A 22,903-nucleotide genomic window follows, 5' to 3' on the forward strand; every position below is an offset into this window, starting at 1 on the left:
AAAAAATTTAAATTCTATATTTTTTAATTACTTAGAGATAAGTATAAAAAATTTTAATACAAAGTGTAGTTTTATATTTTAAAACCTTTGATATATATAAATTTATCGGTAAAAGTTATTAATAATAATTAATAATATAAGGAAAAATTAGTTAGACGATTATTAAAACCAATTAAAAACTATAAAAAAGCTAAGTAAACTGAATATACCGTAAATTACTAAAATTTATTTAGCGAAACAATCTAACAAGTAATTTCTGCCTTTAACTTTCTTACTAAACTATTTTCTTATAACCAATTCATCAATCAAATACCTTACTTAACCTATATTCTAAAGTGCAATTATCACAGTTAAAATGATTTAACTTTTAGCTAAACAAGCCGATAAAGAAAAAAATTCTTAGGGAAAAGAAATGTCTTATCGTGATGGCTTAAAATTTAGCTATACCAAAATGGATGCTCTAGCTGTTTTAGGACAACCTGTTTCAGCCTTATTAGGTATTTCTGATAAGACAGAGCAAACTTTAAATAAACTAGGTATAAAAAAGATTTATGATCTTGCCAGCTCACCACTTTTTAAAATAGCTTTTGAAATTGCTAACGCAGCTCAGGGTGGAGGCAACTCAATTACAGCTCGCTTAGGGCGAATACCAAGTAGTTTTATTGATTCCGACTCACCTGCAACACCTGACTCATTAGTAGAGGTAGACATTGCTCTGTTAAGAGAAATTGACACAACACTGGCTACAGAAATTAAAAAGAATTTACAAGTAGAAACGGTAGGCGATTTAGGTAGATGGCCACCTTTTTGCGCAGCGCTGGTAATTTTAAATGCAGCAATACCACCTCTTCATCAAGATGAAGAAGCTAGCGAACTTGTACCACGTTTAGGCGAATATCCTACCGAACGGCATTATTATCAGAGTGTTGTTATTGATCAAGTTACACCAGGAGAAACAATTGATTTAAATTCAGCAGGACCTATTGATATATCGCCCACGGTTTCTGCCGATTTTGGCTTTAAAGCCCCAGCGGTAGGTGCAGTACTAACCTTTGCTCAATCTTGGTTTGCTCAGGGAATAACACTTGGAAACTTATTACATAGTGTGGCACTAGCGCCAGGAGAAAGTACACGCATTGCTGTTTTAAACTGGGCTCGCCAAACTCGCGCAACGGGTGAAGAAAATATTTCTGAAACAGAACAACTAACAAATACCAGTACTCATAATCGTGCTATCAGTGAAGTCCAAGAAGCGGTTGCTTCAGAAGTACAAACAGGATTTTCGCGTACAAATGGTAGCTCAACAACCAGTGCAGGCGGTGGTGGATTAGGCCTAAGCTTAGGTCCATTAACTTTAGGTGGCAGCGGATCATCTGCTACAACAACTTCAAATGCTGAGAGCTTTTCCTCCTCTGCAGGCGCTCGCAATCTAGCAGCAACGATGAATCAACGTGTTTCGGATGCAACTCAACAAGCAGCCTCGTCAGTGCGTGATCGACGCGCATCAATAGTTAAAGAAGTTTCGGAAGAAGAACATCAAAGTGTTTCAACACGGATTATTGCTAACTATAACCACATGCATGCCTTAACTGTGCAATATTTTGAGGTTATCGAAATATACCGGGTTAACGTCCAATTACATCAGGTTGAACGCTGCTTATTTATTCCCATGAAATTAGTGAACTTTGATAGATCTATTATTGAACGTTATCAGGGTGTATTAGCTAATGCTGCCCTAAATCGTCGTGCTCAAGAATTATTGAGGGCCGAATTCGGTTCCGTTATGATTAAACCTTCTTTACCTGTAAGGCCAACAAAAACTATTTTTGATAGATTTTCTAGACTTGATCGTTTAGCTACAAGAACAGCAACAGCTACTCTTGCTCGCGCTATCAACTTATCAGAGAGTGAAACTGCCTCTACAGAAAATGTAACTAATGAGCCAGCCGAAACACCTGCAACGACAACAAACTTTAATGATCATCTTTCATGGGTTAAAGAAGAATTATTAAGGGCTTCTAGAATTACTTTAGGAACTATTGTTAAACCAGGAACAAGCGACTTATTTTTACCTGGCGAGACTGAGCTTAGCGGGATAACCTTTGAGTTACGTGCTCAAGGTAATTCTCCTATTACAATTAGTGGCGTAAAAGTACGACTTCAATCTGGGAGTTTGGTTAATTTTTCAAGCGTAAGTATTTTAGAATGGGCAATTAATGATGCAATTCCTATTCAAGAGATTAGTGAAATTCGCGTCTCTTCTACAAGCACAAGTTATCTTGTTGGCAAATTAACGCTCCAACTAAATTATGGTAGTGCTAAGTTTCCAATTAGCATTCCTATTGAAGTTGCACCTAATGCTATAGATTTACCATTGTGTCGCTTTATAGCGAATGAAGGTGAAACGGAATTAAGAATTCATCTTGACCAACATAGGTTACATTATAGTCAAGCTATTTGGCGCGCATTAGATCCTTCCAGCATTGCATTACTTCTTTCTGCTTATACTTTTGAAGGTAAACCTATTGCAGATTTAATCGATCCAAATCCTATTATGATAGCTAGTAATTATTTAGTATTTCGCATGCCAAGCTTTGTCGAAGCCGCCGGTATCCAAGAACGAGATGAAAATAATAATTTAGATGCATCACACAAAAATTGGAAAGCCTGGCTTAAAGAACGCGGCTTAGTCTTAGGAGCTGCTAGTGCTGCCGAACAACTTGTCCCTATTCCTACGGGTGGTGTATTTGCCGAAGCCGTATTAGGTCGCTCTAATTCGGCAGAAAAACTCGACGCCACTCGATTCTGGAACTGGCAAGACTCTCCTATTCCTTTACAACCACCTGAAATTGCAGCAATCCAAATGGAATCTAGAGCCCAACCCGTTGACGCTACCCCAGGTCATTTAGGCGCACCTGTATTAAACATCATGAACCCAACACCTTTACCTGATCCAACCGGGGTTGGCGCCATTCTAAATGCAGTACAAAATGGTAATATGTTCCGTGATATGGCAGGACTTGCAGCCACATCCTCCTTAGCGCAAACACTTGCTGGCCACGCCACTAGTGCAAGCACTGAAGCAGGCAGGCAAGCAGCTGCTAATCTTGCAGTTGCCGCTCAAAAGGATATTGAGGAAAAACGAATAGCAGCTCAACTTGCACTAGCTGCCATGGGAATCCCTTCTGGTGGTGGAGGCTCTGCTAAAAATATTTCTGAAAGTGGTGCTTTATTCAACACAGCTACTGAGATGGATAAACAATCGCCTCGTATGGGTAATTCCGGCACAATTGATGGAAGTAGTAGTGGATTTGATGGCTCAACTTCACCTGGCCCTGGTGGTAGTGGAGGAACAGAATCAGGTGAGACTTTTGATGATTCTTATATGCCTGGCGTTCCTGAAGAATATCGAAATATGTTTAATAGCCCTAGCCGGGCAGATGAAGTCTTATCAAAAATGAATTGGGGCATGCTTGGCACTTCAGGCGCCAGTATCATTCCTGCTACCAAAGGAAAGAGTGGCTCTTCTGCAAAAGTAAGTGGCGTTATTAGTTTTGAACTAGCTTGTTATGCTAATTTTCCTAGTCCCTGGCCTGACGAAGCGGCTGAGGTACAAGGTTTAATGAATGATAAATGGATCCCGTCTGCTGAAGATTTTGACGCTATTAGCCCTGCTGCCACCAATGCTAATAATCAGGCTACTAAACCTTTTGGACAAGTTATGACTTCCCTTGCAGATGTAATCAGCTCAGTGACTTATTTTGCTCCCAAAGTACCTGGCTTTGGTAAAAGTCATCCCTCAAGAGTAGTTCGTCTAAATTTATTCTTATATGCTGGAACAAATAATATTGGCTTGATGGGTACCTTAACTACTCAAGGTAAATGGGGTACTACCATCCCCGCCAACGCCGATATTAATTCCCCCGGAGTTGATGCAGCCGTTATTGCTGCAATTAAAAGTAATACTGCTAATAAAACAACATTAGCCAATTTAAAGAAAGCATGGGGCGCTAATGCTGAAATTTGGCTTTATACTTGCGACGGCGTAGTAAGTACCGCATTTGGGAAAAAGTTTGCTAAATTAATGGGTGCTAAAGTTCGCGCTTTTGATGATCCTTTTTGGGTATTACCTACTTATGATACCACTCAGAAAATCATTCTTTCACGTAATGAGTTTGGCATCGGTTCTGATTTTGCGGCAGCGGCTGCGACTAGAACTAAGGATTTACACAGCCTTGACTCTTTAGCGACAAGAACCTTTAAACCCTAAACAACTCAAATCTCTGCTCTTTAATTAAGAGCAGAGAACTTAATTTAAATAATTTTATATATCTGCCCAATTAACGAGTTCCCCCAACCGTTAAGGCATCAATTTTTAATGTAGGTTGGCCCACACCCACTGGCACCGACTGACCATCTTTGCCACAAACACCAATGCCCGGATCAAGTGATAGATCATTACCTATCATACTAATTTTCTTCATCACATCAGGGCCATTACCAATAAGTGTTGCGCCCTTAACCGGTTGAGTTATTTTACCATCTTCAATTAAATAAGCTTCACTAGCAGAAAATACAAATTGACCCGAGGTTATATCAACTTGCCCGCCACCAAAATTAACGGCATATAAGCCTCGCTTCACTGAGCGAATAATTTCTTCTGGCTCATGTGCGCCTGCAAGCATATAAGTATTAGTCATGCGTGGCATAGGTAAATGAGCATAAGATTCACGGCGACAATTTCCAGTAGGTTGCATCCCCATTAAACGCGCATTTAATTTATCTTGCATATAATTGACAAGCTTGCCATCTTCAATCAATGTTGTACATTGACTTGGTGTTCCCTCATCATCAATGGTTAAGGAACCACGTCTATCTGGCAACGTGCCATCATCAACGACAGTGACTCCTTTTGCAGCTACTTGCTGACCTAGTTTACCGGAAAAAGCTGATAGCCCTTTTCGATTAAAATCTCCTTCCAATCCATGACCTACTGCTTCATGCAATAATACACCAGGCCAACCTGGTCCAAGCACTACGGGCATAGTACCGGCAGGTGCTGCTTCAGCTTCCAGATTAATTAGAGCCTCGCGAACAGCTTCTCGAGCATACTCCAATGCTTTTTCTTGTTGCAAGAAATGAGAATATGCGACACGACCGCCACCACCTGAACGTGCTGCTTCACGTCGGCCATTTTTATCTTCAACAATGACACTCACATTCACACTTACTAAAGGGCGAATATCGGCAACTAATTCACCATGTAACCCAGCCACCATAACGGCTTCATAGCAACCGCTTAAGGAAGCATTCACTTGAATAACACGTGGATCAAGCCTTCTTGCCTCCTTATCAATAGCTTCTAATAAAGCAATCTTTTCTTGCTTTGTCATAGTATCAATAGGATTGATGCTAGCATACTTTTCAATAGGTGCACCTTGAATAGCAACTGAATGCAGAGGTTTTGCAGATGTTAATGCTATTGAGCGAGCAGCATCTGCAGCACGCTCAATAGCTGATAAAAAGATGTCATCACAATAAGCATAACCTGTTTTATCGCCACTTATTGCGCGTATGCCTACACCACGATCAATAGAATAGCTGCCGCTTTTTACTACAGAATCTTCTAAATACCAGGATTCATAAATACTACTTTGAAAATAAAGATCAGCATCATCTATATGGCGGCCCATAAATGACTTTAACAGTTTTTCAATTGCTGTTTCATCAAGCGATGCAGGTTTTAAAATTATATCTTTAGCGAGAGTTAATGCCTGAGTCATAAGAGCCTACCTATTAAAGCGCCGAAACAATTAATGTAATTCTACGATTATAATATATGATGCCGGTTGCAGGGAAATCTTTGCCGGAGAATCTCTAGTTGAGCTAAATCAATTGATGCGCTAACTATACCGGAATTATTAATTTTTTCTGCCAATATTTTTCCCCAAGGATCAATAATCATACTATGGCCATAGGTTTCTCGGCCATTTTCATGTTTACCACCTTGATTAGGCGCTAAAACATAACACAAATTTTCTATAGCCCGCGCTCTTAATAAAATCTCCCAATGCGCAAGGCCCGTTATAGCAGTAAAAGCTGACGGAACAACAAATAACTGGGCACCTTTACTTTCTAATTGACGATAGAGTTCTGGAAAACGTACATCATAGCAAACTGATAATCCTACACGACCAATAGGGGTGTCAACTACTACAACCTTATCTCCAGGCTCGACAGTAGCAGATTCAAGATAAGCCTCTCTATTAGCAACCTCAACATCAAACAAATGAATTTTATCGTATCTTGCTTGACATAAACCTTTATTATCAAAAACTAAGCAAGCTGAACGTATCCGAGTACCATTTGTTTTAATAGGTATAGTTCCAGCAATAAGCCATAGATTATATTCTTTAGCTAGCCGACTTATACTATCTTGCATTAATCCATTGCCAAATTCTTCTGCTATCGCTAATTTATCAACCTCTTTAGTCCCCATAAAAGCGAAATTTTCTGGTAATACTACAAGGCTGATATCTTGATTAGCCACTTCCTGCAAGTATTTTTCTACTATACTTATATTTGCAGTAATCGAGCTTGATGAAGTCATTTGTATAGCTGCTACTTTAACCATAATTCTTCCAATATTGAATGTAAAAATATAAGTATTTAAAAGCTTTAGGAATTTAACCCCTTGCATGCTATTTTAAGTGTGTATAGACTTGAAAAACCTAATAATTATCCCCACATATGCTACAATAACAGTATAAATTACTTTGGAGCGATATATGAAACAGAATGATGTAACGATTTTAAGCCAGCGCAATGAATCGGTACTAGCAACTAATAAGGTATTACGTAATACTTACCTTCTGTTAAGTATGACTTTTTTATTCAGTGCTTTTACAGCATATACTGCCTTTGCAATGAATGTTAGGCCAATGAATCCAATTTTAATGATTGTTGGCGTGTATGGATTGATGTTTTTAACCCATGCATTAAGAAATAGTGCTTTAGGCTTAATTAGCGTCTTTGCTTTTACTGGATTTTTAGGCTACACGTTAGGCCCAATACTTAATTTAGTTATTGCCAACTACGCTAATGGACCGCAATTAGTTGCGACTGCTTTAGGTGGTACAGGTATGATTTTCTTTGCATTATCAGGTTATGCACTGGTAACTCGTAAAGATTTTAGCTTCTTAGGCGGCTTCCTATTTATCGGTGTTATGGTTGCCCTATTAGCTATGATTGCAGGAATTTTCTTTCAGATTCCAGCTCTACAATTAGCCATTTCAGCTGCGTTTGTTCTAATTTCTTCTGGTTTGATTTTATTTCAAACTAGTGAAATTATTCATGGTGGCGAAACAAACTATATATCTGCAACTGTGGCGTTATTTGTATCAATCTACAACCTTTTCATTAGCCTATTACAATTATTAAGTGCCTTTTCAGGCCGTGAATAATCCTATTTCTCCGCTACTTGTCCCGGCATATGCCGGGATTTTTTTATGCTAAAGAAAGCCTTTCTCATATTGCCTACATTCTGCATCTTGAATAGATTCCGCGGACAAGCCGCGGAACGTAGGTAAAGGAATGGTTTCTTATAAATAGAAAAGACAAACAAACTTATTTAGCCAGATGGCTAACTGAGACTCAACCTTTAAATTAAGCAAACTGCGCTTTTACTATCTCATCAATTTCAAATTAAAAATACTAATAAAGGCTTAATTTCATGCCAACTATTGGGCCCATCACTTAGCGCTTTGTTAGTATTAATAGGATAAAGAAAGTTTATCTCTTATTGCCTACGTTCCGCGGCTTGTCCGCGGAATCTAGTTATGAGATCTTGCATGGGCTTCGTAGGCAAGCCGGGAAAGTAGGTAAAGTGAAGGCTGTAGGACGAAGCTTAACCTATAAATTAAGCAAGTTGTGTTTTAACTATCTTATCAATGTCAATTAAAGACGCTAATAAAGACTTAATTTCATGCAACGGCCAACTATTGGGTCCATCACTTAGCGCTTGGTCAGGATTAGGGTGAGTTTCCATGAATATGCCAGAAATTCCTACTGCAACTGCTGCACGAGCTAATGGCGGAATAAACTCTCGTTGACCACCAGAGCTACCGTTATTACCACCCGGAAGTTGAACAGAATGAGTAGCATCATAGACAACTGGGCATTCTGTTTCGCGCATAATTTGTAATGAACGCATATCTGAAACAAGATTATTATAGCCAAAACTCACGCCACGTTCGCAAACCATAATTTGCTCATTACCACAGGCTTTAGCTTTCGCAACAACATGCTTCATTTCCCAAGGTGATAAAAATTGGCCTTTTTTAATGTTGACCGGTTTACCCATGGCTGCAACATTTTGAATAAAGTTAGTTTGACGACACAAAAAAGCAGGCGTCTGTAAGACATCTACTACACTTGCTACTTCTAATAGAGGAGTGTCTTCATGAACATCAGTCAAAACAGGAACACCGACTGTCTTTTTTACTTTTTCAAGAATTAAAAGACCTTTTTCAAATCCCGGTCCCCGGTAACTAGCAATAGATGAACGATTTGCTTTATCAAAAGATGACTTGTAAATAAAAGGAATTTCTAGACTCATGCAAATTTCTTTTAAATAGCCTGCAGTTTCTAAAGCTAATTCTTCACTCTCAATAACACAGGGGCCTGCGATTAAAAATAAAGGACTTTTTAAGCTCGCTTCAAAATGACATAATTTCATAAGGCTTTATCCTTTTGCTCATGATAATAACGAGCGGCTATTACAAACTGCTCAAAAAGAGGATGGCCGTCCCGAGGCGTTGATGTAAATTCAGGATGAAATTGACAACCAATAAACCAAGGGTGATTAGGTAATTCAATCATTTCGACTAAAGCTCCATCAGCTGAACGACCAGAAATAACTAAACCTTTCTCTATTAAAACATCTATAAACTTATTATTTACTTCATAACGATGACGGTGACGCTCGATAATAGTAGATTTTTTATACGTATTAAATGCTTTAGATTGAGCATCTAGTTGGCAGGCTTGGGCGCCGAGGCGCATAGTTCCACCCAAATCGGTATTTTCATTGCGTATATTAACTCGCCCATCTTCTTCTAACCATTCTGTAATTAAACCAATTACAGGATAAGGAGTATTTTTATCAAACTCTGTTGAATTGGCGCTAGCTAATCCGGCCACATTACGCGCAAATTCAATCACAGCAGTCTGCATACCAAGGCAAATTCCTAAAAAAGGTGTTTTAGTTTCACGTGCATATTGAACTGTTTTAATTTTTCCTTCAATTCCGCGTTCACCAAAACCACCAGGGATTAAAATAGCATCAATATTTTGTAATAGTTCAGTACCATGCTTCTCTATTAGCTCAGCATCAATATAAACAATCTTAACCTTCGTTTGCGTGTGTATTCCGGCGTGATATAAGGCTTCATTAATTGATTTATAGGCATCATTAAGTTCTGTATATTTACCAACCATAGCAATTTTAACTTCCATTGTTTGGATAGTTTGTGCTTCAACAACCGCTTGCCATTCACTTAAATCAGCTGGTTTTAACTCTAAGCTTAATTTCCTTAATACAATTTCATCTAAACCTTGTTCATGAAGAATAATAGGAATTTGATAAATACTCTGGGCATCCTCTAATGAAACAACAGCCTCTTTTTCAACATTAGTAAATAGAGCAATTTTTGCTCTATCGGCTGCTGATAACATTTTTTCTGAGCGACAGATTAAAATATCTGGCTGTATACCAATGGAGCGTAATTCTTTTACAGAGTGCTGAGTAGGTTTTGTTTTGGTCTCTCCAGATGTTGCAATATAAGGCACTAAGGTCAAATGAATAAATAAAGATCGTTGAGCACCTAATTCAATACGCATTTGCCTGATTGCTTCTAAAAAAGGCAGTGATTCGATATCCCCTACTGTTCCACCAATTTCAACCATAGCGATATCAAAGCCATCAGCACCTAGCTTTATAGAGCGCTTAATTTCATTTGTAATATGAGGAATAACTTGAACTGTACCGCCTAAATAATCACCTCGTCTTTCTTTCTTTATGACCGTTTCATAAATTTTTCCTGAGGTGAAATTATTACGTTTGGTCATGGTTGTACGCACAAAACGTTCATAATGACCCAAGTCTAAATCAGTTTCTGCCCCGTCAGCCGTAACAAAGACTTCGCCATGCTGAAAAGGACTCATAGTACCTGGATCAACATTAATATAGGGATCAAGTTTAATTAAGGTTACTTTTAAACCTCGGGCTTCAAGGATGGCAGCAAGAGAAGCAGCAGCGATTCCTTTACCGAGTGAAGAAACCACACCGCCTGTAATAAAGATATACTTTGTCATAAGACCCCGTTTAGAACGCTAATTCGCTCAAAGCAATTTTAAATATAAACGGGATTAAATTTTAACAAAAACTAATAAGAAAGAATACTTAATTCTGCGATTAACTCGTTTTTATACTCTATAAATTATAGGCTGATAGTTTTATTCATTTCAGGGGTGTCAGCTTCAGGAGCTAGGTCGTCTATATCAGAAGTATCAGCGGGTAATGTTATATCTGCGTCATTAATTATAGAATTATTGTTATCACTATTATTTTTATGGTTATAAAAACTGTAGCTGCTGTGACTAATCTCAAGCGCTGCTTGCTTATTCATTTTCTCAAGAATAAGTCGACTTATTTCTTTATGGCCCATAATTTGGGCAATTTCATAGGGTAAAATCATCATTTTCCCTTTTTCGCTAAGTTGTCCATTACGTTTTTTTTCTTCTACAAATTTTCCAGCCCTCTCTATTGCAGCCTTTTGGATTGCAGCTCTGGAGATTTCTGGGATATCTATACAATAATCCTTAATATCAATTAGTAATTCCCTAAGGCTCACTTCACGGCCTTTAAAATTACAATCTTTAACTTTCAATAAAATTCTAACCACTTCCAAACGACCTGCGAGCGCTGCTGCAAAAAGGGGGGTTTCTCCGTTATTCCTGGCTTGATTAACATTGGCACCATGCTCTATTAATGCCTCAATAACTTTTTCATGCCCACACCAAGCTGCTATAAAAAGCGGGGTTTCACCATCTTTATTAGCCGCATTAACATTAGCGCCATGCTCTATTAAAGCGGTAATAATTTTTTCATGACCACACCAAGATGCTAAATAAAGAGAAGTTTGGCCCTCTCCATCCTTTAAGTTAACATTAGCACCTGCTGCTAACAAGGGCGCGATAGCTTTGACGTAGCCATTTTTTACTGCATACATTAGAGGGGTAAAACCGTCAGGCGTAAATATATCAACAGTAGCTCCTTTCATTATCAAAGGGATTATGGCTTCTCCATAATTTCTCTTCGCTGCAATATGAAGAGGGGTTTTTCCTTTCCAATTAGTATGATTAACGTTAACATCTGCTGCCAGCAAAATAAAGATCTTATCAGGATGCCTTGCAATAACTGCAAAGTGCAGTAAAGTGTTTCCCGTTGTATCATCTCTTCTATCAAGAAATCCTAAGCGTTTTAAATTAAACACAACATTAAGATTCCCCTTATTGAATTCTTCTGAGAGTTCAATGCATCTGTTTTTATCGAATGTAACCATAGATTGCACAAGATGTGGTAATGTTGAAAATTTACTTTTTATTATGTTACCTAACGAATTACCAGTTGTAGTCTCATAACATATTATGGCGAAAAAAGTATCTTGAGTATCTCTTTGTTTTTTGTTTGGCTTCTTACAACGACTTATTTCAGACCAGTAATTTTTCAATAATGACAAAAATGGTTTTGGTAGGTTGTTTAAGGAAGTATCCTTTTTCTGTAAATAGGCCATTAAGACTTTAGCAGCTACATTTTGTGCAATTAGCTGCTCAGGCGACAGATCTTGATAATCTTTGAGTTTATCGAATGGAAAATTAAGAAATTGTTCCAGCGCTTCCGCTTGACCTTCATTAATAATTTTAGCGATTAGAATATCTAATTGTTCCTCTATACTAAGAGGCGCCTTTTCTACCTTAGTCTGATCCTTTTTCTTTGATCTTTTTGCAGTACTAACCTGAAGTTTCGGTTTAATCTCAGGTGCTACAGCCGTTATTGATTGGCCCGGATCTGCAATGGAATCATTTAATGGCGTTGCAAAGCGTGCTTCAATAGCTTCAGCTTGATCAATTTGGCCATTTTTCCTAAGAGTTTGAGCTTGTTCTAACCATTCTTCTCGGGTAGAAATAACACGCTCTTGATTATTAGAGACTGGATGTGCAAGACAAGTTGAAACCCATTTTTCTAAAGGACTTATACAGGCCTGAATAGAATGAACAGGCGGTTGATAAATAATTAGGTCGGACTCAGCTCTCGTGCATGCCACAAAGAGTTCATTGAAAATATTGTTATGACGGATGCTACCACGACTATCTTTAGATATTGTTGTATTGTCTTGAAGCTCTAGATTCTTATCTAAATCCTTATTGGCTGCCCTAAAACTTTCTTGCTCGAAGAAACGATACAGTAATACTGTTTTAGCTTGTAACCCTTTCATTTGTTTAGCAGTAAAAACCCGTTCTTGACCAAATAAGGCAATAGCCTCATCCATATGCTCGGGACTAGTAATTACTACAAAATTGACATTGTCACGGTTATTATCAATTAGACCATTTAGCTTTTTTTCATTTTCTTCCAGATTTTTATCACCTAACCATAACACATTGCCATTAGTACTTTGGTTGGGATTACTTTTGATAGAGGATAATTCATTTTTATCGCCAACCCGCCATCCGCCAGTAGCATGATATTTTAGCCGCAAAATTGCATTAGCAAAGCGAATAATAGGTTCAACACAACGGTATGAGGCATGCAATGCTCTATGTGTAACAACCGTATGGCCACTATTATTGTTATTGTTATTTTCTTTTTCCCTGAAAAGGGTCTCAATATAAGGTACTGTCGTTTCACTACCAAACAAACGTTGATGATCACCTACACAAAAAACAATATTTTTTTGATCTCCATTTTTTCCTTGCACAATGGAACGCTGTTGTCGACGCGATAAATCTTGCGTCTCATCGACGCCAATAAAATCATATGTTTGCCTAAGCTCGATTTGTTCAAAAGCCACATCAACAGCATGATCCTTTTCCAAGGTCGCTTGGTAGGCCTCATACACTTTCCACAATTCTTCTCGCATTGTGTTATTAACGAATAAGGAAAATTTATTGCCAACCTGGCTCTTATATGTATCTACGGAAGTATAGCCTGACATAGTATGTAGTTCTTGATAAACTAATACTGCCATGTCATCAGTAACTGGCAGTATCTTCTTTCCATTTAAAGTATTTTGCTTTACCGCATACTCTTTATACCATCTAATAAATTCTTGCTCGCCGCGAAAAACCACCTCTTCGCCTGGATGATTCGCTTTATAAATTTCTTCAGGTGTTTGAAACATTACCCAATTAGAGTCTATTTTCATGTCTTGAAAATCCTCTTTGCACATTGCCAGCCATTCCTTACGCATTTGCTCTACTAGTCGTTCTGATTTGGCTATGATTAGAATACGTGGTGGCTCCTCAGAATTTGACCACTGCTGTATATTGTGCTTAATAATTGCCAAAAGCGAACTTGTTTTTCCAGATCCAGGCGCCCCACTAATAATTAAGGGTAAGGCAACTAACTTTAAGGCCTGCTGGTCGTCATCAAGTAAGATAAACTGCTGATTTATAAATTCGATTTTGTCGGATGGCACGAGATTAACTGTGGCATTTTCATTCGCATTAGATACTGATTCACCTTCAGCTTCACCTTCAGCAGCTTCAACTACTGATTCACCTTCAACGGCTTCAGATGCCTCGTTTTCTTCTTCACCTATTGCAGATTTCTTCTTTAGGCGATTATACTCATGCTTTTCAAGAACAGCTGTAACCACCCAGGCTTGAGAGCCTAGGTCTGTTTTAAGTGGGCAAAGCACAAGTCGGCTTTTGGAATTATGGCGAATACTATAAAGGGGTTGAGAACTATTACGACTATGTAATTTTTCTAAATTAAGCCCACGCTGGTTTGGCGAATTAATAAACTTTTCTAAAGTCTGCTTATATTCTCCTAAGTCATCTCCAAATTGCTTAGCAACATTTTGCCTTAAATATATCGTAATTTTTGTCATAATACCAAACGCCCAAATTGATATATATTTTGTCTTATTGTATCATATTTGAACAATTTTAAGCAATTACTTATTTTATGATAATGACGAAATACCCTTGAAATGGCTTAATCAAGCATCATCAAATGACCTAATTTAAGTTGTTTTGTCTTTAAATATTCCCGATTTGTTTGTGAGGGCTCAATAGTTAACGGAATACGCTCACTGACTATTAAACCATAACGCTCTAAAGCCTCCATTTTTCTAGGATTGTTAGTTAATAAACGTAATACCTCTACACCTAATACCTTTAAAATTTGAAATGCAATGGCATAATCGCGTGCATCAGCAGGAAAACCCAGTTGCAAATTTGCATCCACTGTATCTAAACCTTGTTCTTGCAGCGCATAAGCCTTTAATTTATTAGCCAGTCCAATACCGCGTCCTTCTTGACGTAAATAAATTAAAATACCGCCTTGCTCATTAATTAAAGATAAAGAGCGTTGTAATTGCATACCACAATCACATTTACAAGAGCCAAATACATCGCCGGTGATACATTCTGAGTGAATACGTACTAAAGGCACCTGATTTGCAATCTCAGGAGATTTTACAAGACAAAAATGTTCAGCACTGTCTAGTTGATTGGTAAAGACAGTCATGGCGAAATTACCGTGTTGATGTAAGGGAATTGTTGATTTTGCCGCTATTTGCACCAATTCTTCATGCCGAATACGATATTCAATTAGATCTTTTATAGTAACCAGGGGGATATCATGAGTTTTTGAAAAAGTAACTAAATCTTCGCGACGACTCATGCTACCATCATCATTAATAATTTCACAAATGACAGCAGCAGGTATTAAACCACTTAAGCGAGCTAAATCTACACTTCCTTCGGTTTGGCCAGGACGCTCTAAAACACCTTTGGCTTTCGCTTTTAAAGGAAAAATATGACCTGGGGAAATAATATCATCGGGACCGCTTTCAGGATTAATGGCTACTTGAATTGTACGCGCCCTATCTTGCGCTGAAATACCTGTGGATACCCCGCTTGCAGCTTCAATTGATAAAGTAAACGCCGTACCATAAGGCGAGCGGTTATTAGTAGCCATTAGTGGTAGCTTTAACTTATCAATTAACTCTTCTGCCATTGGCAAACAAATTAAACCTCGACCAAAACGAGCCATAAAATTAATTGCAGCAGGCGTAGCAAATTGACCAGCAATAACTAAATCACCTTCATTCTCGCGATTTTCATCATCCATTAAAATAATCATTTGGCCTGATTGCAATGTAGCAATGGCATGCTCAATGGTGGCAAAATCTGTCATGCTAAACCTCAATTTTCAATTGCCCAGAAACTGCAAGCTGGTGCGCTATAATTCGCGTGAAGTAATCAAACTCCACATTAACCTGTTGGCCAACCTCTTTTAAGCCTAATGTGGTCTTTACTAGCGTATGAGGCACCAACATTATTTTAATACTTCCTTGATTAACTGCATTGATAGTAAGACTTATACCATCTAAAGTAATACTTCCTTTAGGCAAAAGATAAAGATGAGGCGTTAAACCAAAGTTTCCTACTGTAATTTCTAAAAAATCACCCATAGTCTGTTTTGATAAAATCACTGCCGTAGTATCGACATGCCCGCTTACATAGTGGCCACCAAACCGGTTGTTTGCCAGCATGGCTCTTTCTAAATTAACTTTATCACCTAAGTTCAAGCTATTTAAAGTCGTTAAATTTAATGTCTCTGGTGAAACATCAAATTGTAAACGTTCAGCAGAACTCTCTGGTAAAAGAGTTAAGCAAACACCATTAACTGCAATACTTTCGCCAGGCTCTAGACCCTCAAAAGAGGCTCTTAGAATTAAGCGATTCGCTACTTCCCTTCTTTCATTAAGAACTACTTCTCCTTGTTGCTCGATTAATCCGGTAAACATCAATCCTCCCATACTAAACAAGCAATCATATTATCTTCTTGCTCTAACCAAGAGATTTTATGTGTTCGCTTAAAAAAATTACTGCCATAATAAGCAGGTGTCGCTTGCTCTCCTAAAAAAGTTGGCACAAGATAAAGGTAGGTTTTTTGTACCAATGAAAGCTGATGAAGCGCTGAGAAAATTTTGCCACCCGCTTCAACCCATAAGTCATGATAACCCAGAAGACCTAAATGACTAATAACAGCGCTTAAATCTAATTGTCCTTGGTGAGCAGGTATTGCATGGTAACTACAATTAGGTTGTCTATTATAAACTTCAATACTTTCATCATGATAAATATGACAATACTCGGCTGTTTGAAAAATTCTCAGCTCAGTTGAGACGGATGAAAGCGATAAGTTCGCATCAAGTATGGCGATAGGTTTCTTTCTTTTAATATCTGTTAAGCGTACATCTAAGGCGGGGTTATCATTAATAATAGTGCGTGCTGAAGTTAATATAATATCAGTATATAAACGTTGAGTATGCGTAAACTGTTTACACTGCTCATTAGATAATTGAATTTGGCTACCTTGAAATCCAGCAATTTTACCATCAAGAGTTTGTGCAAGTTTGGCCGTTACCCAAGGTTTTTTAGTATTAGTCCAATAATAATAGCTTTGATAAAACTCATCTATTTCAGGCAATGGAAAATGTTCTACAGCAATCCCTTCTTCCTTTAATATATTGGGCGTATTATTTGCTACAACCACAGGATTGGGATCACGAAAACCAAAAACAACTTGCGTTACTTTTGAATTAATAATAGCTGAGACGCAAGGAGGAGTTCGACCCCAATGGTTACAAGGTTCTAATGTGACATATAAAGTAACATTGTCTAAATCAGTTGGTAGTTGCTGTAACACACTTTGCTCTGCATGGGCTTGTCCGGCGCCCTGATGCCAAGCACGCGCAACTATTTGATTATTATGCACAGCTACTGAGCCCACGCTTGGATTCGGTGCACAGACACCACGGCCTAACCAAGCTTGCTCAAGAGCAGCAATCATAAACTCTTTGTGCATAGTTAAATCAGCAAGTTAAAAAGGGAGCTATGATAGCAAACTATTCATTTCTTGAGTAGAGCAGCTCTCATTTAAATATCCTAATAAGCTCATAACTAACGTGAGTTCGACATACAAGAGACGTAGGCTCTTTTATGTCGCTAAACGAACGTTATCCCGTAAAATGCGAAGCATTTATACGGGATCCAGATTAAATATAACTAAATTAGACATAAAATATAGCAAATATATTTTATGTCTAAGTCACGTTAACTAATAAATTTAATTAAACGTGAGCTTTTTTCGTCAATTGCAAGTGAGCTAATATTTGTTAATATAGTAATTTTATTATCAAAAATACTATCTTACTTTGCTATTTTACTAGATAATAAATTGGCTGAGCCAAGGAGAATTAACTTAGAATTAAGCTTATGAAAATAATAAACAGAATTTCTAAAAAATTAAGGACAATTAAAACATTGTTGCTGATCGTTAGCTTACAACTTTCTACCTATAGTAGCTACGCTTTAACACCTTACAGCAATAAGCAGCTAGAAGAATTAGAAAAGGAATTTATTCAAAAAATAAATCAATCCGATAGTATTGTACGTAATCCCTTAGCAAATCAATATATTAATCATTTAGGTAAACAACTTGCAAAATTTGATCAAAGTTCTGCGCCTTATTTTTTTATCGTTAAATCTGATGAGATAAATGCATTCGCAGGCCCGGGAGGGTATATTGGCATTAACTCTCAGCTCATTTTAGCAACAGATAATGAAGGTGAGCTGGCAGGGGTAATGGCACATGAATTAGCACATGTTCGTCTTCATCATTTATATCGTTTATTAGAACATGAAAAGCAAATGCGTATTCCTTTGCTTGCTTCCTTACTTGCCTCTGTAGCCTTGGGTGCCGTAAATCCAACATTAGGTAGTGGGGCCTTAATGGCTTCTATGTCAGGTTTTGCGCAAGATAATATTAATTTTATTCGCGCCAATGAAAAAGAAGCGGATAGAATTGGGATTAAAATGCTATTGGGTTCTGGATTAAACCCACATGGCATGGCAGATTTTTTTAGAAAATTACAGCAACATACTCGCTATTTTTATACAGCTAACCTTCCAGCTATATTACGTACCCACCCTCTCGATGATGATCGCATTGCCGAGGCTGAAAATCGCACTAACCATATAAAAAGTAAAAACTACACTGATACTCTAGATTATCATTTATTTAAAGAGTTAATTCGTACAATTGTTGCGCAAAACCCCCAACACTTATTAAATTATTATCAACATGAATGTCGACGTCATAGTTCGAATGTAGCTTGCCAATATGGTCATGCCGTTACCTATCTGAGAATGGATAATTATAAACAGGCCCAAGCACGTTTAACTCAATTGCTTAACGTAGACGGTAATAATCTATTTTATCAAATTGCCATGGCGCAAGCTGAAGCAGGCAATAAACAATTTATTGCTGCTTTAAAGAGATTACAAGAATTGCAATTAAATTATCCAGAAAATTATGCTGTTCTAATGGCATATGCGCAAACATTGCGTCAAGCCGGGCAACCTAAAGATGCTGTTACTATTTTATTAAAAGGGTTTCGTCAATTTCAAAATAACTTACCCTTATGTGAAGAACTCGCTCAAGCACAAGCCGCTGCTCAACAGAAAGGTTATGCTTACTTTACTGAAGCTCGCTGTCATTTACTACAAGGCAGACAACGAGATGCATTAAGACAGTTAAGGTTAGCAAGAGCTTTAGCCAAAAAAGATCAATATTTAATTGCACGCGCTGAAGCTTTAATTGAAGATATAAAATATATGACTAAGCAATAATAAATTTAAAATTGTTATTTAGGGCATGTTATCAATTAGTGTTTTTGGCTTCAAATTATCTCAATTTTTGCTGCGAAAACTAATTGATGACACGCCCTAATCTAGCCCAAGTTTTTTTAATCGATACCGCAAAGTACGAAAGCTTACGCCTAAGATTTTTGCTGCTGCAGTACGATTCCATTTAGTTTTTTCTAAAGCGTTTAAGATAAGCTCTTTTTCATGTTCATATAAAGAATCATTTAAATTTGCGTTAATTTGCTGCGGTACTGATATAGCAGGCGCCGTTTGCGGTATTTGTATATCTTTAACTGTCACTGTATTGCCTTCACACATTGCTACAGCGCGTTCTAAAATATTTTCTAATTCGCGTACATTACCCGGAAAATGATAGGCTTGCAGTTTTTGTATACATTCACGGGATAAAGGTAATATTGTTCTGCCATGTTTTCTACCTAAATTGTCTAAAATGTAATCTGATAATATAGGTATATCTGTTAATCTTTCTCGTAGCGTGGGTACCCGTAGCTCAATGACATTAACGCGGTAATAGAGATCTTGACGAAAGCGACCTGCTACAATTTCATCCTGTAAATTTTTATGACTTGCACTAAGTAAACGGACATCCACTGGAATTTCTGTATATTCCCCAATAGGCTTGATAGCTTTTTCTTGAATTGCTCTTAACAATTTTACCTGCATGGATAAAGATAGCTCAGCAATTTCATCAAGGAATAACGTTCCCCCATTAGCCGCTACAAAAAGTCCGGATTTATCAGTAATAGCCCCTGTAAAACTTCCTTTTTTATGGCCAAAGAATTCCGACTCCATTAATTCACTGGGGATCGCACCGCAATTTACCGGTATAAAAGGTTTATCGGCGCGTGGTCCTTGACGATGAATAAGTTGGGCAACGAGTTCCTTACCTACACCGGATTCACCTAAAATAAAAACAGGTGCCTGATTGCGTGCAAGCTTATTAATATTTTGGCGTAACTCCTGCATGACATGGCTTTTACCTAGCAATACATCATCTTTAGATGGAAATTTTGTTTCTTGCATTGCTAATGCTGTATTAACCAGATCTTTTAGTTGCTTTAAGTCAACCGGCTTAGAAAGATAATCAAACGCGCCAGCTTTTAAAGTATTAACAGCCCCTTCCACATTACCGTAAGCGGTAATAACGGCGACAGGCAATTGATTTTTCGTTTTTTGAATATACTTAACTAATTCAATCCCATCTCCATCAGGCAAACGCATATCGGTCAAAACTAGTGCATAAGCATTAGCATTAAGTTTTTCAATAGCTTGTTGATAAGTATGAGCTAAGTCACAACTATATCCCATACGCGATAACGTGAGGGATAAAAGTTCACAAATATCTGGTTCGTCATCTATGACTAACAGCTTTGTCTTACTCATCATAATGTCCCAATAGTTTGCTCAATAGTAATGGCAAAGCAACAACCCTTTGCTGATGGCTTTAAAAGCAATCTCGCTTGATTAATTTCACAAAGCTCTTTCGCAATAAACAACCCCATGCCAAATCCTGTTCTTTTTGTACTAAAGAAAGGCTCAAAAATAGCTTCCTGTAAGTGCTCAGGCACGCCCTTACCCTCATCACAGATAATAACCTCAGTTTTCAATTGGGTTTGCTTAACTTTTATTATAATTGTAGTTTCACCATCCATACTGCCATGCTGAATAGCATTTTCACAAAGTATAACTAAAATTTGCTCTAGTTGGCTTTTATCAAACATAAAGTTAACTATTTCCATGTCAGGGATTTCAATAACCATATTACATTGATTATAGACAGAAAAATCCTGTTTAAATTGGTTAATGAAAGGAATAAAGTCAATCACTTGAGGATGAGCTGGCTCTCTGCGAGACAATTGCAAGACATTCTTAATCACACCATTCATGCGATTACAATTATTAATAATCAGTTCTTTTAAACGTAAATCTTCTTCACTTAAAGAAGTTGTCTCGCCCATAAGTTGTACTGCATGGGAGATAGCGCCAAGTGGATTTCTTAATTCATGAGCAATACTTGCAGAAAACCGACCTAAAGAAGATAATTTTAATTGCTGAGCCTGCTGAGCAACAGCAGATAAATCATCTAAAAAAATTAAAATGGCTGTTTCTACACCCACGGAAGAGGCAAAAAAATGGACGCGCAAATGGGGAACCTCAATTATAGTTTGTACAGGTCTATTATCAAATTGAATCTTTTGTAAGAATTGTTGGCATTTCTCATCCAAAATATGCGAAATTTGTTTTAATTCAGCAACATCTTCGGTCTCAGTAAGATTAAAGAAATGGCGCGCTGCAGTGTTGATAAAATAAATCGCGCGGTTGATATTTACAAAAATAACACCGGAGTGTAGTCGCTCAATAATATATTCATTCATTCGCTGCATATTAGCTAATTGAGTGCCCCGTCTATGAGCAATCGTTTCGCTGATTCGCACTCGGGAAGCTAAATACCAAACGGCAATGGCAGTAGCAAAAATACTAATTCCATGTAAACCGCTGATATAAAAAACCGTAATTGAAGATGACTCGTTATAACCATACTCAATAACATTGATTAATAACAATAGAATACTGGCTAAAGCTGCAAAGAACAGCACTAGGGCGCCAGGTACTAGAATACTCAATGCAGCAACAGTGACATTTAATAAAATAGCGAAGTTTGATTGGATTTCACCAGTAAAACTAATCAATCCGGCTACAAATACAATATCTAAGCAGCCAAATAGCATGACTTGTTTTTCAAATGCAGGAAATTTAATTTTTGCGCAAAAAAGATCAATTAAGCTTAAAAATAAATAACTTAAAAGAATAATGAAGTATTGCCATCCTTCTTTATCTAAAATGGGTTTATACCAAAATATAAAAAGAAAAATTAGAATACAAAACAAGCGAAAAAAATTATAAAGCTGCAAAAGCTGCCAGCTTTTTGAATCATCCATTTCACGTAGCGGTCGCCCTGACATCCTTTGTTTCCCTTTGTATTCTCTAACTTAATTTTAAGTTAATATTTAAGAATAGGTTAAAATTTCGTTAGGAAAGGTGTCATTATCAAAAAATTAATATTTAATTTCCCTTAATTAGCTTTAGTTAAAACCGTTGGATACGAGTTGAAGTAACTCATTAGGTATAGTTGGTGTTGATTCATCCTCTAATTTTTTAATTTCTGCTAGTATTTGTTCTTTATTTAATACTTGCTGTAATTTTGAAGGTATTTCGGGAATTTGGCCAGAATCTAATGATTCTAAAAGTCCTTTACGCTGTTGTTCTGAGAAAATTTCTATGTTAGATCCTTCGTTATCTTCATCTGGTCCACTCGGTTGCTTTATTTCTTTCTGATCTTTTAATTTAGATACATCTGAACGCGCTTCATTAGGACTGCTCGGGCGCTCTTCTTCTTGCAGGACCTGTGTGACTTGCCCTCCTAGCTTACTTAATAGCTTGCTATAAGATTCTTCAACTTTATTAATAACACTGGTAGGGTGAGCAATTACCACATTTTTTACTGCTCGAGCTGGGTACAAGAACTCCCCTGCGCTGCGAAAAAAATTGTGTATTTTTGCAATACCCCGATGAACGTGATGGCCAGGTGATATGCCAGCTAATCCTAAAAGTCGGCTTATAAACATACTGCCAACGAATACTAATACTTTGAATATTGAAGCAACGCCTGTATAAACAAGCTTTACTAATTCAGCGCTGGTATTAATTAATCGAGTCAGATCGGTAGTAGCCTTTATGCGTAAATCCTTCAAGGCTTGTTTAATTGGGCCGTCAGGATTAGGTTTGCCAGCAACTAAAGCAACAAAGCTTGTCGGTGTCGCGAAATGATCTAGACGAGCAGGTCGAAAGGCGTAAGGGTTAATTATTGATTTTAATT

Annotated in this window: 14 protein-coding genes; 3 read left to right on the plus strand and 11 right to left on the minus strand. The window is 37.5% G+C overall.

The features are described 5' to 3' along the window. Positions 1-412: 412 nt before the first annotated feature. Complete coding sequence (locus tag E1P04_RS05240; RefSeq protein ID WP_131781864.1) at positions 413-4,270, plus strand: hypothetical protein; 3,858 nt, start codon at positions 413-415, stop codon at positions 4,268-4,270. A 70-nt stretch (positions 4,271-4,340) separates the two neighbouring features. Here the strand turns inward: E1P04_RS05240 and tldD are convergent, their stop codons facing one another. Both tldD and E1P04_RS05250 read right to left on the minus strand, forming a co-directional pair. Then, a complete protein-coding gene (gene tldD / locus E1P04_RS05245; protein ID WP_131781865.1) occupies positions 4,341-5,783 on the minus strand; it encodes a metalloprotease TldD in 1,443 nt (480 codons plus the stop codon). A 47-nt stretch (positions 5,784-5,830) separates the two neighbouring features. Next, positions 5,831-6,634, minus strand: a complete 804-nt coding sequence (locus tag E1P04_RS05250) for a carbon-nitrogen hydrolase family protein (protein WP_131781866.1) — start codon at positions 6,632-6,634, stop codon at positions 5,831-5,833. A 154-nt stretch (positions 6,635-6,788) separates the two neighbouring features. Between E1P04_RS05250 and E1P04_RS05255 the strand changes: the two genes are divergently transcribed. Further along, on the plus strand, positions 6,789-7,463 hold the full coding sequence (locus E1P04_RS05255) for a Bax inhibitor-1/YccA family protein (RefSeq protein WP_131781867.1): 675 nt from the start codon (positions 6,789-6,791) through the stop codon (positions 7,461-7,463). 455 nt (positions 7,464-7,918) lie between these two features. On the opposite strand, the gene kdsA is transcribed toward E1P04_RS05255, so the two are convergent. From kdsA to ribD, 6 genes are all read right to left on the minus strand, one after another. Beyond that, a complete protein-coding gene (gene kdsA / locus E1P04_RS05260) occupies positions 7,919-8,737 on the minus strand; it encodes a 3-deoxy-8-phosphooctulonate synthase (RefSeq protein WP_131781868.1) in 819 nt (272 codons plus the stop codon). Beyond that, entirely contained in the window at positions 8,734-10,374 is a 1,641-nt protein-coding gene (pyrG, locus tag E1P04_RS05265) for a CTP synthase (RefSeq protein ID WP_131781869.1), read from the minus strand. Before pyrG ends, kdsA begins: the two co-directional genes overlap by 4 nt. Before the next feature lie 125 nt (positions 10,375-10,499). Beyond that, positions 10,500-14,174, minus strand: coding sequence for an ankyrin repeat domain-containing protein (locus E1P04_RS05270; RefSeq protein WP_131781870.1), 3,675 nt, complete (start codon positions 14,172-14,174; stop codon positions 10,500-10,502). A gap of 107 nt (positions 14,175-14,281) precedes the next feature. Next, positions 14,282-15,487, minus strand: a complete 1,206-nt coding sequence (ribB, locus tag E1P04_RS05275; RefSeq protein ID WP_131781871.1) for a 3,4-dihydroxy-2-butanone-4-phosphate synthase — start codon at positions 15,485-15,487, stop codon at positions 14,282-14,284. A gap of 1 nt (position 15,488) precedes the next feature. Then, a complete protein-coding gene (locus E1P04_RS05280; protein ID WP_131781872.1) occupies positions 15,489-16,100 on the minus strand; it encodes a riboflavin synthase in 612 nt (203 codons plus the stop codon). After that, positions 16,100-17,164 carry a bifunctional diaminohydroxyphosphoribosylaminopyrimidine deaminase/5-amino-6-(5-phosphoribosylamino)uracil reductase RibD gene (gene ribD / locus E1P04_RS05285; RefSeq protein WP_131781873.1) on the minus strand — a complete coding sequence of 355 codons (1,065 nt, stop codon included), beginning with the start codon at positions 17,162-17,164 and terminating at the stop codon, positions 16,100-16,102. The genes E1P04_RS05280 and ribD overlap by 1 nt, the downstream gene beginning before the upstream one ends. A gap of 410 nt (positions 17,165-17,574) precedes the next feature. Here ribD and E1P04_RS05290 point away from each other — a divergent pair, with 410 nt between their 5' ends. Then, positions 17,575-18,990, plus strand: coding sequence for a M48 family metalloprotease (locus E1P04_RS05290; protein ID WP_131781874.1), 1,416 nt, complete (start codon positions 17,575-17,577; stop codon positions 18,988-18,990). Positions 18,991-19,086: 96 nt separating this feature from the next. On the opposite strand, the gene E1P04_RS05295 is transcribed toward E1P04_RS05290, so the two are convergent. From E1P04_RS05295 to E1P04_RS17580, 3 genes are all read right to left on the minus strand, one after another. Beyond that, the gene (locus tag E1P04_RS05295) at positions 19,087-20,412 is read right to left on the minus strand and encodes a sigma-54-dependent transcriptional regulator (protein ID WP_282433099.1); all 1,326 of its coding nucleotides are present in this window, start codon (positions 20,410-20,412) and stop codon (positions 19,087-19,089) included. Then, on the minus strand, positions 20,409-21,989 hold the full coding sequence (locus tag E1P04_RS05300) for a sensor histidine kinase (RefSeq protein WP_131781875.1): 1,581 nt from the start codon (positions 21,987-21,989) through the stop codon (positions 20,409-20,411). The genes E1P04_RS05295 and E1P04_RS05300 overlap by 4 nt, the downstream gene beginning before the upstream one ends. A gap of 120 nt (positions 21,990-22,109) precedes the next feature. Further along, the coding region (locus tag E1P04_RS17580) for a hypothetical protein (protein ID WP_165482683.1) at positions 22,110-22,903 on the minus strand (794 nt) is incomplete at its 5' end.

Source organism: Legionella gresilensis, from assembly GCF_900639865.1.
Lineage (GTDB): Bacteria > Pseudomonadota > Gammaproteobacteria > Legionellales > Legionellaceae > Legionella_C > Legionella_C gresilensis.